Raw genomic sequence first — 15,812 nt, forward strand, 5'->3', positions numbered from 1 at the left:
TGACCCTAAAGCGGAGATTGACCTGACGATAGATAAACTCTTAAGGAGGAAGTCGGGGGATGGAGCAGGATATAGGACTGGTAAAGATACAGAGGCTTTAGAGGTGATTAGAGAGGTCTTTTTAAAAAAAGACCAAATGGTGTCATCTTGGAAGGTTTTTTGCTTTATCTGGAAAAGGACGAGACCAGAAGTACCCTTTGTTCCAAGCTCATCATATTAATGAAAGATCATTTGCATATACACTCATGACGTTTTGGAAGGGGCTGCCGCCTCTTTTTTTATTTTTTATACGTCTTTCTTCATATTAATAATTTAATTGCTTCAACTATTCATGATTGAGTTTTAAAAGGAGGAAAAAAGGAAAAAGTAAAGGGAAGCGTAGCTATTCATTAAACGGGGGGGAACAGGATATGAGATGGAAAAAAGGAATGCTGATCTATAACGAATGTGCAGGAAATAGTAAGGTGGAAAAGGCATTAGAGGAATGTCTCCCTATTCTGACACCCCAAATTGATGAATTTCTTATTCTTCAGACCAAGGAAAAGGGTGATGCTGACAAGTTTTGTTCGGAATATGGAGAAGGTATGGACGTAGTATTCGTTCTGGGAGGAGATGGAACGGTGCATGAATGTGTGAATGGTCTTTCTCCACTCGAACATCGACCGCTTTTGGGAATATTACCTGGAGGGACGTGCAATGATTTCTCCAGAACCTTGGAAATACCTCAAAATATCCGTCGTGCGGCGGAAACTATAGTGAACGGAAATGTCCGTATGATCGATGTGGGGAAGGCGGACGATCATTACCTTTTGAATTTTTGGGGTATTGGACTGATTACCGATACGTCAAACAATATAGATGAACAAGAAAAAAGTAAATTCGGGAAGATTGGTTATTTTTTAAGTGCAATTAGAACGATAGGCGATCAAGAACCGTTTCCTTTTAGAGTCGAATATGATGAAACGTGTGTCGAAGGAAAAGCTGTCATGATTTTAGTCTTGAATGGTAATTTTATCGGAACGAATTCAATGCCTTTTTCAATGGTCCAGCCAGACGATGGGCTGTTTGATATCGTCATCGTGAAAGAATCGAGCCTAAGTGTATTTAGGGAGATCTTAGCCATGAAGAGTTCGTTGACTGAAAGTGTCAGCTCAGAGTCAGGTGTCATGTATGTCCAGGCAAGAAAATTGAAGGTGGAAACCGAATTACCTCTCGAAGTCGATATGGATGGAGAGATTTATAATCAGACGCCTACACAGATAGAAGTTCTGAAACATCATCTTGCTTTTTTGTCTCCTAGCTCAGGAGTATAACAGAATCAGACGCATTAAGAGTATATATTTATATTTATTCCTCCTTATTTCTGCATTTGTTTACAAAATAAGATAAAATATAAAATGATATTTCATTTTTTGCAGGAGGAACATACATGATATACCAGGTCCGATTGTTAAAGGGTATTTTTGAACCGCAAAGAAGCCGTTACCAATTGCAAAATGCGGAAGCGGTCACACGACTTTTCTGGAAATTAATAGGATTATATTTTCTTAGTGTCTTAGTTTTTTCAGTAAGTGGATATTTTGGAATTGGTTCAGAATCATTTTCTAAAAATATTACGAAGATGGATGTAAGTGAATTTGAAACGGGAAAGTTACTGATTGTAATTGGAAATATGATTGCAGGATTGTTTTATCCTTCTATTTATATCTGTTTAGCTTCTTTATTCTTTTGGGTAGTATTGGATATCCCATACATAAAAACCGTGATTGTTCAAATGATTACGTTTAGTTTGCTCTTACTGGAGAAGGTTTTGTTAATTCCCCTTTTTGTTTTGATGGATATTGGGCATGATGCCAACCCCTTTTCACTTGGAGTCATCAGCCAGTACTTCATTCGAAGCGATTACTTTATTCATTTTTTTAGTGAAATCACCATTTTTCAAATTTTAATCATTTCTTTACAATATTATTATTTGAAGGTATATACGGAACGAAGCAAGGCCTTTGTCTTATCAATGATCATTCTATTTTATATTGCCTCGTGGTTTGCTAAAGCATTTTTAGCATATCTACAAGTTGGCGTATTCGTATAAGGCGGTGAGAAAAATGAAAAAGTGGAAATTAGCAGCCCTATCAGTAGCATCTTTGGCCTTGATATCGGGTAATATTTACTTGATTGAAAAAAAAGACAGTAAAGTGGAACGGACCGTTTTTACCGAAAGATGGACACAAGTTAAGAAAGATACTATAACTGAAACATTTCAAACAAAGGGAATCTTTAAACCGGCAGAAGAATATGATGTTTATTTTGATGCTAAAAACAATGATTTTCAGAAATTCCTGGTTCACGAAGGGGACGAGGTAACGGCTGGAACATCCCTGTTTGAATACACTACAACCGAACTGGATGCACTAAAAGATAATTTGGAAGCGGAAAAGGCCGCAACCGAAGGAGAAATCGTCGGAATTGATGAGTACATAAATAAGTTGAAAGCTTATCAAAGTGGTCTGGCCCTGGATTCAAACAAAACGGTTATCGATGAGACAGTAGAAAAGAACCTAAATATAGACATCACCACTTCTTCCTCAGACTTAATTAAAAGTAATATTGAGCAGGAGATGTACAAGCAGGAACTTGAAAAAAGTAGCTTGAAGGAAAAAGTGGTCATGCTAGAAGCACAATTAAGCTCAATTGAGATGCAAACCAATGCCGTGGAGACGACAAGTGAAGCGGATGGTGTCGTGAAGAAGATCAATAAAAATTTAACGAATCCGATTATTTCAATTGCTTCGACAGAAATGGCCATCGAAGGTTCCTTCTCTGAAGAAGAGTTAAAGAAGGCAGAGGTAGGGATGGAGATAAAAGCTAGTTCTCCTGATTTGAAAAAGAGATTGGGCGGAACCATCAGCCGTATACATCCTTATCCCAAAGAAGAGCCAACCCTAAAGGATGAAAATCGCTATACATTCGAAGCGGAAATTGTAACGGAAGCAGAGAATAAGGAAGCGCTATTAGACGGTTCAAAGGTCGACCTTACCGTTATAACGAATGTGAAGACGGGAGTCCCGACTGTTCCAACAGAAGCGATACATGAACGGAAGCAGCCGCATGTCTATAAAATGACCAATAAGGGGCATTTGAACCGACAATACTTTACAAAAGGGGCTCAAGCAAAAGGGAAGCAAGAGATGCTTAAAGGTCCAGCAGTGGGAGATGTCATCCTTTTAGAACCGAAAAAGGTAGTGAAGAACCACTCTTACTTCATTACCCCGCTCAAATTGGACAAGGTTCACTCTGCAACTTTTAAGAAACTATCCAAAAGGGAAAAAGTTAGATACATTTTACTAGGATTTTTGGAAAAATAATTTTCAGTTAAATCAAAAATGGCCATAATTTTTTTACTGTTAAAACTAATTACCTATTTAAACAATAAGTGTAAACCCACGTAGCACTTAATATTCTGAATCCACCACTGTACTTTCTAGTGTGGGAAAGAAAATATATTTACAGATTAATATTTTTAGTATAATATTTTAATATAAGTTAGCTCGCTTAATCTTATAAAAAAGAACGGGGGAACCAATTTTGCGGATTATATTCGCTAGGGGTGAATTCAGAGATGAAAGGGCCATTGTGTTTCCGATTCCTAACCCGACAGCTAACCCCGTAAGCGTCTTCGAGGGAACATGTGTGAATAACACGCCAATAGGGAAAATGACACGTAGGGTGTCTTTTTTTTAAGCGTAAGGATAGAAGTTTTTCAATATACAGAAAAATTTTTCTCTTTTTATTAGTATCTTGTTTCCCTTACCGAGACAAATGTTTTTACATCAAAGACTATATGGAAGGTGAGGAAATTAAATGAAGAAATTCAAACTGAGTTTAGCAAGCCAAATATTCATTGGTTTAATTCTAGGAATTATCGTAGGTGCTATATTTTATGGAAGTGAGACGGCACAAAGCTATCTACAACCATTAGGTGATATCTTCCTACGTATGATTAAAATGATTGTCGTTCCAATTATCGTTTCTAGCCTTATTGTTGCAGTTGCAGGCGTGGGCGATATTAAATCAGTAGGGAAATTAGGTGCCAAGTCACTATCCTACTTTATAGTAGTAACACTAGTTGCAATAGGCGTAGGTTTATTATCTGCCAATATTATTCAGCCTGGCGCGGGCGTAAATATGGGTGAGCTTGAACAAACGGATATTTCCACTTATGTTGACACAGCAGAAACTAAGCAACACGAATCCTTTATAGATACAATCGTTCATATTGTCCCATCTAATCCGATTAAAGCAATGGTAGAAGGCGATATGCTTGCAATCATTTTCTTCTCAGTCTTGTTTGGACTAAGCATTGCAGCTATCGGTGAAAAAGGAGTACCAGTATTCCGTTTCTTCCAAGGTGCGGCGGAAGGTATGTTCAATCTAACCAATATGGTTATGAAATTTGCTCCGATTGGGGTATTTGCACTAATCGGTGTGACAATCTCTAAATTCGGTTTATCATCACTAATCCCATTAGGAAAGTTAGCCCTTTCCGTATACGGAACGATGATTTTCTTCGTAGTTGTCATCCTGGGGCTCATTGCAAAATTTGTAGGCTTCAGTATCTTTAAGTTAATTGCCATTTTGAAAGAAGAATTGATCTTAGCATTTTCCACAGCAAGTTCAGAAGCGGTTCTTCCAAGAATCATGGAGAAGATGGAGAAAGCCGGTTGTCCAAAACATATCACCTCTTTTGTTATTCCGACTGGTTACTCATTCAACCTAGATGGTTCCACATTATACCAAGCTTTAGCAGCCATCTTCATTGCTCAAATGTACGGCATACATCTAAGTGCTTATGAGCAAATAACGCTAATGTTAGTGTTGATGATTACCTCTAAAGGAATTGCCGGTGTACCGGGCGTATCCTTCGTTGTACTTTTAGCAACATTAGGTACGGTGGGCATCCCAATTGAAGGACTTGCCTTCATAGCAGGTATTGACCGTATCCTTGATATGGGTCGTACTGTAGTAAACGTTATTGGTAACTCTTTAGCAGCCATCGTTATTTCCAAGTGGGAAGGTCAATTCAACCCTCCTGCCGAAAAAGGAAAACTCGAACAGGCTTCTTAATATAAGTCAAAACTCCAGGGTGATTGCACTCTGGAGTTTTTTTGTATTCAGATGAAAGTCGAAAACAACTTATTGATGGACGATCCAGAAATGGGAGTCAGGGGAAAAGTTCATAGCCATAACGCTTTCATTAAATGAATCTTGGTGAATGGTTTCCAAAACAGTCAGTTGGGCTTCTTCTAGGCAATCAAGGACTTCCTGCTGACTCGGGATATGGAGATAGGCCTCTTCTTGGTGAGACTTTCCCTTTGTGAAGATATCACCGAACTCATATAGCCGTTCATCCTGTTTACTATCACACCAAATCATTTCTTCCTGTTCCCAAAAATTAAGATACCTTTCATTACTGTCGCGAATCGGTGTGGTGAATAGGAAACGGCCTCCTGGTCTAAGTATGCGTTTGATTTCTTTCAAAGCGAGAATGCGGTTTTTTCGTTGAGGGATTTTCATTAAACCATGAAAGGAAAAGAGTGCATGGTCGAATGACGAGTCGTTGAAAGGGATTTCCGTGGCATTCCCAAGAAAGAATGGAATCTCCATATTTTCATCTTGTGAAAACTTCCGGGCTTCTTGAATCTTGGAGGGTGAAGGGTCCAGTCCGGTTATATGATGAAACCCATTCTTGTATAGAGCAAAGGTCGTCCTCCCTGTACTGCATCCAATATCAAGGATGGAGTCGGCTTGATGAAAGTATTTATCGAATGCAAATTTTTCGAGTTCCCAAAGACCCCAATTTTTTGATGAATCGGCGACAGCGTCTTCCTGCAAGTGATTGATGAAATCGTCTTTTTCTATTTTATCAATCATTCATCCTCCAAGCCTTTATTTTTACTATAATATGGAAATTACTGCCTGTCTAGTTTCTTATTTTTACTACTATTTTATATACACTTCGTGAATATTAAAAAGTTTGATAAAATAGAACTATTGATGAAAGGCTCGGAGGGAATATAATCATGAAAAATGAAGGTAATGACATCTTATATATGCATATGCAGGCTTCCGAAAGATTTGTCCTTTTTAATGGCCTTAATTTTCGAGAATTCTCCTATTCCTTACCGCATAGCTTGAATTCCATCTTATTATTGAAACATCAATATGATGGTGGGGAGTACGATTTGAATGTCTTGCTGGAGAGCGTGTCATCTGAGAATGTTTATAAGCTACTTAAAGAGGATGTTCGTGCATATGGGGATTTCTGTTGGGTCGATTTTAAGGAAGCAGATTGTCTAGAAGAACTGGACGGCAGGGAATTAGCGGAACTCTTATATGTGGGGCATACCAAAAATCACTTAGAACCCCCTTTCTTTCACAAACTGAATAATCAATTTGTCTATCTGGCCCAAGATGATGGATGGTTTAATAAAATTTACTTTCGTTCGATTTCAACGTACTATAAGATGCTGGGAAATTTACTTCCGTTAAAGCTTGAACCATTGAAAGTGGAAAGAACATGGTTAGGAATGAGGAAGAAAAAAGAATTGCCGGCAATTCCTTTGGATATTATTTCTTCTCTGGCTCCAATATTGGCAGAAGGTATAGTTTTTTCTTTTAGACATGTGAAGATTACAAGGACCAAAATCGAGATCCCAGCATGGATCGTGGGAGATTATTTGAACATGGATGAGATGCATGATGATTTCTTAGATAGAAAAGAACAAGGACCTGATGCCTTCATTACTTTTCATCGTAAAGAAAAGGTTTGGGAGAGCGTTATCAACACGACGCTATATAAATAACTTCTTTAGCTAATTAAGGGTTTGGGTCGTAGGACTTGCAACTAGGTGCATAAACTTCTAATTATAGCTATAGAAGGGGGAACTTTCACTTTTCCCGTTTTAGTGTAAAGTGTTACAATGGAACATGGTTAAAAGAATATTGGAGGGTAATAACTCATGAAAACTAAACTTGGTTTGCTTTATGGTGGGAAATCTGCGGAACATGATGTTTCTTTGCAGACAGCTTTAGCAGTCATTAAAGCTCTCGACTTAGCAAAGTTTGACATATATCCGATTTACATAACAAAAGAAGGTTCTTGGGTAAATGGTCCAAAGTTGACTGGTCCGGCAAAATCCGTCGAGGAATTGGCTTTATCATCCGATAAATTGACTTCTCCTTTGTCATTGCAAGCCCATTTAACTGATGAAAATAGTGGGTCCACGGGGTATGATGTCATTTTCCCTCTTCTACATGGACCGAATGGCGAAGATGGAACAGTACAGGGGATGCTTGAGCTGTTGAATCTTCCTTATGTGGGAAATGGGGTACTGGCCTCATCCGCAGGGATGGATAAGGTCATCATGAAAAATATTTTTGCACAGGCGGGATTACCGCAAGTTAACTATACATGGTTCATCCGCTCGGAATGGGAGAGTAACACAGAACGGTCCATTGAGAAGGTGGAAGAAGTATGTGGGTACCCTTGTTTTGTAAAACCGGCTAATTTAGGCTCAAGCGTAGGAGTCAGCAAATGTAATAATGCTAATGAGTTGAAGAAGGCAGTCGCAGAAGCATTTCAATTCGATCGGAAAATCATCGTTGAAGAAGGAGTCATCGCCCGTGAAGTGGAGTTTGGCGTGATCGGGAATGATACCCCATCTTGTTCTGTGGCAGGAGAAATCATTCCTAAGACAGACTTTGACTTCTATGATTATTCAGCTAAATACGTCGACGGAAATTCAGCGATGGCCATACCTGCCGAAATAGAGGAAAGTCAATACAAAGCTTTATCTCAAATGGCAATCACAGCCTTCAAGTCATTGGACTGTTCCGGACTCGTCCGGGCCGATTTCTTTTTGACGAAAGATGGAAAGGTCTATATCAATGAAGTGAATACGATGCCTGGCTTTACGCCATTCAGCATGTTTCCGCTATTATGGAAGCACACGGGTCTTGAATATCCACAATTAATAGAAGAACTTGTGAAGCTTGCTTTAGAGCGCTATGAAGAAAAACAACAAATTAAATATACAGTGTAAGCGGTAATGTAAAGTGGGTTCCTGTATTTCAATTATACGCAGGACTTACTCTAGCAAGCAGGAATCGGTTCTCCATGCCGATTGCTGCTTAGTTTGGTTGTAAAGAAAATGGAAGATTTAGTTTGATGAACGAAGGAGGAACGAAAGTGATAAAGAGAACGTTGAGACAAATATCTGAGATGGTAAATGGATTGAACGATAGTAAGGTATTTGAACCCATTGAAATTCATGGTGTAACCATCGATTCAAGAGCGGTTACGAAAGGATGCTTGTTCGTTCCGTTAAAGGGAGAGCAAGTCGATGGCCATCAATATGTCAGAAGTGCCATTGCGCAGGGAGCATCCGCTTCTTTTTGGCAGCAGGATATTCCGAATCCACCTACTGATTTACCAATCATCCTTGTGGAAAATACTGAAAAGGCATTACAGCAATTGGCACGCGCTTATCGGGACCAATTGAATATTAAAGTCATTGGAATAACGGGGAGCAATGGTAAAACCACTACGAAAGATATGACGGCTGCCCTGCTGGCCACTACCTATAAAGTCCATAAGACGAATGGTAACTTCAATAATCATCTTGGATTACCACTTACTATCCTATCCATGGATGAGGAAACAGAAGCAGCCGTTTTAGAAATGGGCATGAGTAGTCGTGGGGAAATCGAATTTTTATCCAAGCTAGCAAAACCAGATGTAGCCATTATTACAAATATAGGCGAATCGCATTTGTTGGATTTAGGCTCGCGAGAAGAAATCGCCAATGCGAAGCTAGAAATCGTGGAGGGATTGCCACAGGGCGGAACGCTTATTTACCATGGTGACGAACCTTTGCTGGAAAGCCGGATTCAAAAGCAATTCCCCCATTTACGTGTCCTATCCTTCGGACGTACGGAGCGGAATGACTTGTTCCCATTGACGATTACCCAAGAGGCAGACAGTACCTCGTTTACACTTGGTGGAGAGAATCAAGGTGACTATCAAATCCCGGTTTTGGGTCAGCATAACGTGCTCAATGCATTGGCTGCCATTCTTGCCGCAAAAGAACTGAATATAGGTAACGAATCCATCCATAAGGGCTTAGAAGCCATTCGCCTTACAAACATGAGGATGGAGATGGTCGAAGGCATAAATGGGCAGAAAATCATTAATGATGCTTACAATGCCAGCCCCACTTCCGTCAAGGCAGCAATTGAGCTGATTGAAGGTCTATCCGGTTTTAGGAATAAAATCCTTGTACTTGGAGATATGTTGGAGTTAGGAGCAAGCGAAAAAGATTTCCACTTGAGAATAGGTGAACTGATAGCGGTTGATCAAATTGATAAGGTCTTTACATATGGACCGCTTGCCGATTATATTGCTAAGGGTGCACGTAAAACATTTGCAGCTGAGAATGTTCAATCTTTTCAAGATAAACAACAATTAATAGAAGCGCTACAGACTTCTACTGATGCCCATGATTTAATTTTGGTCAAAGCTTCAAGAGGCATGAAGTTAGAAGAAGTCGTAAAAGCCTTGCAAAAATGATGAGAAATAGAAAAAGAGCCGATTTCATTATGAAATCGGCTCTTTCTCTATTGGAGGCTTAAAACAAGGTACCAGCAATGATGCAGATATCATCATTGATTTCGGAATGCTTCATCCTGGAGAGTAATAATTCATGAAGAAGATCTGATGTATCTAAGTGGACATTATCTATAAACTCCTGTTCAATCTTATCGAATCTATGAATGGTATGGTTACTGGGAGACTCAGAAAGTCCATCGGTATATATAACGAAACGACTCCCAGCTTCATAGTGAATGGACCCTTTTTCTATAGGCATATCTGGTACAAGACCTATAGGCATCGAGCCATTACTTAAAATTTGCAATTCATTATTGCAAGGGGAATACATCATTGCAGGAGGATGCCCATTGTTAACATATTCAATAATTCGAGCGGCCGTATCCACAAAAGCAATGAAGGCCGTAAAGTATGGGGCATTCGTATTTTCCTTTTGATACTCCTGGAACAGATGGCCCATATGCTTGTTCAGTTCTTTCGTAATGAAGGTGGGGTCTTTTACACGCTTGATAAGCCCAGGCATTAAAGAGCGGATAGACATGCTGATGAGTGCGGCTTGAATTCCTTTTCCACAAACATCGATGATGATGAACCCGTATTTCCCGTCCTCGACCTCCTGCCAGTAAAATAAATCCCCCGACAGCTCACTTGATGGCTGGAAAAGCCCCTGGATTTCGATATCTTTCTTTTGTATGGATGTAGGAAGGACAAGCTGTTGAAAGTTTTGAGCTACACGCAAGTTTTGCTTAACTTTAAGTCCGATATTTACTAGTTCCTGTTCCTTCATCTTCGTTGAGTATAACTGCATGCTAATATTCTGAAGAGCTTTCAATTTCAGCTTAATCTCCACTGGGTCTGCAGGGAAGGCCATCGACTCATAAATCGTTTTTTTGGGTAAGGTCTGTGGATCCTTTAACTTTTTTGAACGCTTATATATGAATAGTATGGGTATCTCATAAGACTCGGCTAAAGCAAACAAGGCGGTTTGTTGGGAGGAGTCTCTCGAAAGGTATAAAGGTAGGATGAATAAGGATTGCAATAAGTCCGTCTTATTTCGAAACAGATGTTGTTGTCCTACCGGGTCTTCTAAAAAAATGACTTTCTTGTCTAGTGTTTGTAATACAAGGCTAAAGTCTCTACATTCTGGGATATCCAACGTATATATATTCATATAACCCCCTGATATTTGTTAGGTTGTGCATATGCAGGACTATTATACTATACAAAGACACATTTCATGCTTTTTTTGCACAAGAATTCATAATATTGTTGATATTACTGCGGGTTTTTTGGGTTATAATGTAAAATATGGTAGGTATAAAGTCTTATGAGGGGAAGGGGAAATACAGTTGAGTGGGTGTCCATTTACATCATTATTTAGTTTGAAAAATAAGGAATCATTGAAGAAACAAGAGAAGCATCCTACAGTCCCCATTAAAATAGGATCTACTCCGACTCGTGCACCTATATTCTCGGAAATTGAAAAGGGAAAGAATGCTCTTCAGCTTATGTTTGTGAATTTGGAAGAACAGGATATTACGACACTTATGAGTCTAAAGCCTATTATGGAAAAGAACGTTGAAAAGATAGTGGACGCTTTTTATGCTCGCATTTCGGAAATTCCCAACCTAACCATGATCATTCAGGAACATTCCACTATTCATAGGTTAAAGCAGACATTAGAGAAATATATTCTGGATATGGTTTCGGGGGACGTCGGGGAGAAGTACGTGGTACGACGTAAGGTTATTGGTAGTGTGCATAACCGGATAGGTCTTTTCCCAGAGTGGTATATCGGTGCCTTTACCATCATTCAGCATGAGGTCCTGCAGATGCTGACCCGTGAGTGTGATAGTTGGCAAGAAGCCCAGGATTATTATTACTCATTTCAAAAGCTTTGTTCATTCGATATGCAAATTGCGATCCAGACATATATAAAGTCTTATACATCCTCCATGATGAAGCTAAATGAGATTGAGGAGCTTCAATACCGTTTGAACGATTCTTCATCCATATTGGCATCCAGTGCGAAACAAACCATGGCTTCGCTAGCCGAACGGGATACTCGGGTCCAAAGCATGCTCGAAGATATTGATGAAATTAATACTGGGTCAAAAGCGATGATCCATCATGTTGAAGCAGGAAAAGGCAATGTCTCGAAGGCTTTGAAGAAAGTCGATGATGTCGTGGACTTAATCGAAAAAGTTAAGAACTTAACAGAGGAACTGAATGAGGACTCCTTACATATTGGGCAAGTGGTACAGACGATACGCACCCTATCTAATCAAACCAATATTCTATCGCTAAATGCAGGGATTGAAGCAGCTCGAGCAGGCCAACACGGAAAAGGTTTCTCTATAGTCGCACAAGAAGTTAGAAACCTTGCCCGCAAAACCGAGCTATCACTTGATTCCATTCAACAACAGGTGGCATCAGTCCAGAAGACGGTGATGAAATTTGATGAGAGTTTTCAAAGTATCGTGGATGAAGCGAGATTCTTTAGACATGTAAATAAAGAAATCATAGATATCCTGGATGATTCGGTAAGAAGCGTGAAAGAGAGCGACGGGAAAATCAGTCATTTGGGCGGAGAAATTGGAGAATTTAGATCAACGTTTGAGGAACTCACATCGGCTTCTTCCCAAATATCAGAGATGGCTGAGCAATTGAGTTCGTTGAATATTGAACTATCGCAGAAGTTCAAGGGTTAATGGATACTAAATTAAAGAGGTGACCTATGATGAAAGGGTACCTGGAATTTGAAGGGAAAACGTATGCATCAACGTATGAAATGACACAAGTTCTTTTAGAACAGGCGAATGAAAAGATTATTCGAATTGACTTGGGGGAATTGCCAAACAGTCCCGAGGAAAGGCTTTCGATAAAGTTGTGGCTGTTGCAAATCGATCGATGCGTGGAAGAAAATACTTTAGAAACAAAAGCAATAATAGGTTCAGTCTGGAGCCAGTTTTACCGATTAGAACATCAGGAAGATTATATTCATCCATATCTTTCAAAAACTTTGGAGCAGATTCAAAATGCCAATAAAAAAAATCCAGGTTAGACAGTTGAATGTGAAAACGCTCGCCCAGACTGTAAATGAAATCATGCAGGAATTTGAAATGTTTAAGGTAAAGGATAGCTCTGAATTTTTGTTCTTTAATGTGAAATTAGTGATTTGGGAACTTTTATCGAACATTATACAACATGAAGGTCAGGATAAAGCAGATCTAGAGATTGAGGAAGAAGCCTTCGAGCGAATCTCCATAAAAATTCATTCATTTGCTGGAGGGTTTAATTGGGAGAGCTATAGGAAGATGGAATGCCCCGATGTGAGTAATGAAGGGGGCAGGGGCTTATACTTGATCCAGCAATTATGTGAGTTTTCCTTTGATGATGCAGGAAAAAGAGCTACAGCGGTATTTAATGTGAAAGAGGTGGTGGGCGCGCATGCTTCATGTCCATATTGATCAAAATACGTTTAATGTGCATATCTTAAGTGATATTCATTATGAGAACTCGTCCTATCTTGAAAGGCTATTGAATACCTTCCAGGTTCCGGATAATATAGATCGCCTTCAAATCGATTTATCACAAGTGAAATTTATTGATAGCACCGGCATTAGTTTCCTCGTTAAATGGTTATATCCATTATCCGCAAACTTGGAAATAGAAATGACGGGTGCAACGAAGCCTGTGAAAAAGATATTGTCCATTTGTAAAATCGAACAATTCGTTTTATTGGTCTAAATGGGAAGGAGTTCGGGTACCATATGGGTACCCGGATTTTTTTTATTTCGGAATCGGTTGGGCATCGTTCCTTATTTCACTTCTAGGAGAAAAACCCGATGAATGGGTATCAAGACTATTGTTTTTGGGGGAAATGGATATTTGACATGTCGGCTTCCCGCCGTATTCTTTATAAGTAACGATGGATACGAAAATATCCTTTATTGCAATAACAGTTTGAAAATGGTAATATGAAGTATGAGTTTAAATGTCTTATCATTGATGAATAATTAATTAGATTAATCAGGTTGAGGCAACATATTGTTTCTTCTTTCATGTTTTTCATGAGGTTTTTTGAGATTATTTTAGATTAAATAGGCCGCGCGTCTGGTCATATATAAAAGCTGCGTACCACAGTGGCTTTAGTAGCTAATAGGGAAATAAGCTGCATTTAGCGTCTTTCCACTTCTGCACATCCTCAACGCACCGGGCCTGTTTTGTATAAGAATCTTGGCGCTCGTCAAGTTTTATTCAGACAGACTTTTAAGTCTGTGGAATAATAGGTGCAGCAGCCCTCACCTGAAATAAAACGGTGAATAACCGTTTATGCTACTTTTAATTTTCCATTTTGAATTTAATTTTGGTTACATGCACTTTTAAAAAGATGGGCGTATGTTAAAAATAAGTCTACACGTGCGCAATGCATTAAATGCCAGTGAAACGCAAGTACTGGTATATTTCCTTTTTAAAAAATCATATTGAGTTCATTAGAGCTAAAAGGTAGATATTCTTTTAGGTGATAATGATAAACTTTTTCATAAGAATAAAGTAGAACATCTGTCATGATGATGAGGATTTGAACTAATCAATTCGTGCATTGAATGCACGTGTAAATTTACGATATAAAAAGGAGTACGAAAACATTGACATTGTTTAGCGAATTAGGTTTAGATAGAACGTCTATGAAATCAATAGAAAAAATGGGATTTGAAGAAGCGAGTCCGATTCAAGCCCAAACGATTCCTCTAGCACTTGAAGGTAAAGATATTATTGGTCAAGCGCAAACGGGAACAGGTAAAACAGCAGCATTCGGTATTCCATTGATGGAAAACATCGATATTGCCAACGAAAATGTGCAAGGGATTGTTATTGCACCTACTCGTGAGCTTGCCATTCAAGTTTCTGAAGAACTTTTCAAACTTGGTTACGGAAAGCGCGCTCGTGTATTAGCAGTGTACGGAGGACAAGACATCGACCGTCAAATCCGTGCCTTAAAGAAAAAACCACATATCATCGTTGGTACACCTGGTCGTCTGTTAGATCATATCAAACGTAAAAACATCAAATTAGGTGGAGTTCACACTGTAGTCCTTGATGAAGCGGATGAAATGCTTAACATGGGATTCATTGAGGATATCGAGTCTATCCTTTCAACGGTTCCTGATGAAAGACAAACATTGCTTTTCTCAGCTACAATGCCTGACCCAATCCGTAAAATTGCAGAACGTTTCATGCATGAACCAGTTCTTGTTCGTGTAAAAGCGAAAGAGATGACTGTTGACCGCATCGAACAATACTACTTGGAATTAAGAGAAAGTGAAAAATTCGATACATTAGCACGTCTTTTCGATATCCAAACACCAGAACTTGCCATCGTATTCGGACGTACAAAACGTCGCGTCGATGAATTGTCTTCTGCATTGAATATCCGTGGCTATAGTGCTGAAGGAATTCACGGTGACCTTAGCCAAGCGAAGCGTATTTCTGTATTGAAGAAATTCAAAGAAGGAAATCTTGATGTCCTTGTAGCTACGGACGTAGCCGCTCGTGGACTTGATATTTCCGGTGTAACACATGTATACAACTTTGATATTCCTCAAGACCCAGAAAGTTACGTTCACCGCATCGGTCGTACAGGACGTGCCGGTAAACATGGTATTGCAATCACATTTGTAACACCAAGAGAAAGAGGGCAACTTCAAGCAGTTGAACATACAACTAGAAAACGTATGGAGAGAATGAAAACTCCTACTTCAACTGAAGCGTTGCAAGGGCAACAAAAAGCAGTAACGGAGAAAGTTCTTTCTGCAATCGAGAATGACGATTTATCGTTATACCTTGGTCAAGCTGAAGAGTTATTGAAACAACACAGTGCAGCTGATTTAGTTGCAGCTATGCTTAAGTCAATGACGAAAGAACCGGATCAAACTCCAATTAAATTAACTGAAGAATCTCCTTCAATGCGTCGTAACCGTGGTGGAAGCAGTTCGTCTAACAGACCGCGTAATGGACGTAGTTCTTCAGGCAGAAAAGATTACGGTAGCGGGGCAAATAAACGTCCTAGCTCGAACCGTAAATCTAATGGCTATGGCAACCGTAGCACAAGCCAAAAAAGAGAAAAATCTAGCAATTAATT

14 protein-coding genes and 1 riboswitch are annotated in these 15,812 nt (G+C 39.3%); of the genes, 12 read left to right on the forward strand and 2 right to left on the reverse strand.

Features of this window, described 5'->3' with window-relative positions:
- Nucleotides 1–410 precede the first annotated feature (410 nt).
- The 4 genes from AC503W_RS01385 to AC503W_RS01400 all read left to right on the forward strand — a co-directional run bounded on the left by AC503W_RS01385 (nt 411) and on the right by AC503W_RS01400 (nt 5,124).
- Nucleotides 411–1,313 (forward strand): diacylglycerol/lipid kinase family protein, encoded by a 903-nt coding sequence (locus tag AC503W_RS01385; protein ID WP_402876018.1) that lies wholly within the window; start codon nt 411–413, stop codon nt 1,311–1,313.
- Between the two features lie 116 nt (nt 1,314–1,429).
- Nucleotides 1,430–2,092, forward strand: coding sequence for a hypothetical protein (locus AC503W_RS01390; protein WP_494915746.1), 663 nt, complete (start codon nt 1,430–1,432; stop codon nt 2,090–2,092).
- Nucleotides 2,093–2,105: 13 nt separating this feature from the next.
- Nucleotides 2,106–3,365 carry an efflux RND transporter periplasmic adaptor subunit gene (locus AC503W_RS01395; protein ID WP_494915748.1) on the forward strand — a complete coding sequence of 420 codons (1,260 nt, stop codon included), beginning with the start codon at nt 2,106–2,108 and terminating at the stop codon, nt 3,363–3,365.
- A gap of 174 nt (nt 3,366–3,539) precedes the next feature.
- Nucleotides 3,540–3,688, forward strand: a riboswitch (cyclic di-AMP (ydaO/yuaA leader).
- Between the two features lie 173 nt (nt 3,689–3,861).
- Nucleotides 3,862–5,124, forward strand: coding sequence for a cation:dicarboxylate symporter family transporter (locus AC503W_RS01400; protein WP_402876012.1), 1,263 nt, complete (start codon nt 3,862–3,864; stop codon nt 5,122–5,124).
- 69 nt (nt 5,125–5,193) lie between these two features.
- Here the strand turns inward: AC503W_RS01400 and AC503W_RS01405 are convergent, their stop codons facing one another.
- Complete coding sequence (locus tag AC503W_RS01405; RefSeq protein ID WP_494915751.1) at nt 5,194–5,931, reverse strand: class I SAM-dependent methyltransferase; 738 nt, start codon at nt 5,929–5,931, stop codon at nt 5,194–5,196.
- A gap of 149 nt (nt 5,932–6,080) precedes the next feature.
- On the opposite strand from AC503W_RS01405, the gene AC503W_RS01410 reads away from it, so the two are divergent.
- The 3 genes from AC503W_RS01410 to AC503W_RS01420 all read left to right on the forward strand — a co-directional run bounded on the left by AC503W_RS01410 (nt 6,081) and on the right by AC503W_RS01420 (nt 9,628).
- Complete coding sequence (locus AC503W_RS01410; RefSeq protein WP_402876009.1) at nt 6,081–6,863, forward strand: hypothetical protein; 783 nt, start codon at nt 6,081–6,083, stop codon at nt 6,861–6,863.
- Nucleotides 6,864–7,019: 156 nt separating this feature from the next.
- Nucleotides 7,020–8,102, forward strand: a complete 1,083-nt coding sequence (locus tag AC503W_RS01415; RefSeq protein WP_402876007.1) for a D-alanine--D-alanine ligase — start codon at nt 7,020–7,022, stop codon at nt 8,100–8,102.
- A gap of 146 nt (nt 8,103–8,248) precedes the next feature.
- Nucleotides 8,249–9,628, forward strand: a complete 1,380-nt coding sequence (locus tag AC503W_RS01420) for a UDP-N-acetylmuramoyl-tripeptide--D-alanyl-D-alanine ligase (protein WP_402876005.1) — start codon at nt 8,249–8,251, stop codon at nt 9,626–9,628.
- Nucleotides 9,629–9,686: 58 nt separating this feature from the next.
- Here the strand turns inward: AC503W_RS01420 and AC503W_RS01425 are convergent, their stop codons facing one another.
- Nucleotides 9,687–10,838 carry a PP2C family protein-serine/threonine phosphatase gene (locus AC503W_RS01425; protein WP_402959817.1) on the reverse strand — a complete coding sequence of 384 codons (1,152 nt, stop codon included), beginning with the start codon at nt 10,836–10,838 and terminating at the stop codon, nt 9,687–9,689.
- Between the two features lie 178 nt (nt 10,839–11,016).
- Here AC503W_RS01425 and AC503W_RS01430 point away from each other — a divergent pair, with 178 nt between their 5' ends.
- The 5 genes from AC503W_RS01430 (at nt 11,017) to cshA (ending at nt 15,810) form a co-directional block, all read left to right on the forward strand.
- Nucleotides 11,017–12,378, forward strand: coding sequence for a protoglobin domain-containing protein (locus tag AC503W_RS01430; RefSeq protein WP_407406208.1), 1,362 nt, complete (start codon nt 11,017–11,019; stop codon nt 12,376–12,378).
- Nucleotides 12,379–12,404: 26 nt separating this feature from the next.
- Nucleotides 12,405–12,731 (forward strand): hypothetical protein, encoded by a 327-nt coding sequence (locus AC503W_RS01435; protein WP_402959813.1) that lies wholly within the window; start codon nt 12,405–12,407, stop codon nt 12,729–12,731.
- A complete protein-coding gene (locus AC503W_RS01440) occupies nt 12,706–13,137 on the forward strand; it encodes an ATP-binding protein (RefSeq protein ID WP_494915755.1) in 432 nt (143 codons plus the stop codon). The genes AC503W_RS01435 and AC503W_RS01440 overlap by 26 nt, the downstream gene beginning before the upstream one ends.
- The gene (locus AC503W_RS01445) at nt 13,118–13,417 is read left to right on the forward strand and encodes an STAS domain-containing protein (protein WP_402959809.1); all 300 of its coding nucleotides are present in this window, start codon (nt 13,118–13,120) and stop codon (nt 13,415–13,417) included. The genes AC503W_RS01440 and AC503W_RS01445 overlap by 20 nt, the downstream gene beginning before the upstream one ends.
- A gap of 902 nt (nt 13,418–14,319) precedes the next feature.
- The gene (gene cshA / locus AC503W_RS01450) at nt 14,320–15,810 is read left to right on the forward strand and encodes a degradosome RNA helicase CshA (protein ID WP_402875995.1); all 1,491 of its coding nucleotides are present in this window, start codon (nt 14,320–14,322) and stop codon (nt 15,808–15,810) included.
- Nucleotides 15,811–15,812 lie beyond the last annotated feature (2 nt).

The sequence above is a fragment of the Peribacillus suis genome (assembly GCF_059384845.1).

What these genes read in the sequence shown, in the direction of transcription:
- AC503W_RS01385 (WP_402876018.1), top strand. Translation starts at nt 411, where the DNA reads ATGAGATGGAAAAAAGGAATGCTGATCTATAACGAATGTGCAGGAAAT.
- AC503W_RS01390 (WP_494915746.1), top strand. Translation starts at nt 1,430, where the DNA reads ATGATATACCAGGTCCGATTGTTAAAGGGTATTTTTGAACCGCAAAGA.
- AC503W_RS01395 (WP_494915748.1), top strand. Translation starts at nt 2,106, where the DNA reads ATGAAAAAGTGGAAATTAGCAGCCCTATCAGTAGCATCTTTGGCCTTG.
- AC503W_RS01400 (WP_402876012.1), top strand. Translation starts at nt 3,862, where the DNA reads ATGAAGAAATTCAAACTGAGTTTAGCAAGCCAAATATTCATTGGTTTA.
- AC503W_RS01405 (WP_494915751.1), bottom strand. Translation starts at nt 5,931, where the DNA reads ATGATTGATAAAATAGAAAAAGACGATTTCATCAATCACTTGCAGGAA.
- AC503W_RS01410 (WP_402876009.1), top strand. Translation starts at nt 6,081, where the DNA reads ATGAAAAATGAAGGTAATGACATCTTATATATGCATATGCAGGCTTCC.
- AC503W_RS01415 (WP_402876007.1), top strand. Translation starts at nt 7,020, where the DNA reads ATGAAAACTAAACTTGGTTTGCTTTATGGTGGGAAATCTGCGGAACAT.
- AC503W_RS01425 (WP_402959817.1), bottom strand. Translation starts at nt 10,838, where the DNA reads ATGAATATATATACGTTGGATATCCCAGAATGTAGAGACTTTAGCCTT.
- AC503W_RS01435 (WP_402959813.1), top strand. Translation starts at nt 12,405, where the DNA reads ATGATGAAAGGGTACCTGGAATTTGAAGGGAAAACGTATGCATCAACG.
- AC503W_RS01440 (WP_494915755.1), top strand. Translation starts at nt 12,706, where the DNA reads ATGCCAATAAAAAAAATCCAGGTTAGACAGTTGAATGTGAAAACGCTC.
- AC503W_RS01445 (WP_402959809.1), top strand. Translation starts at nt 13,118, where the DNA reads ATGCTTCATGTCCATATTGATCAAAATACGTTTAATGTGCATATCTTA.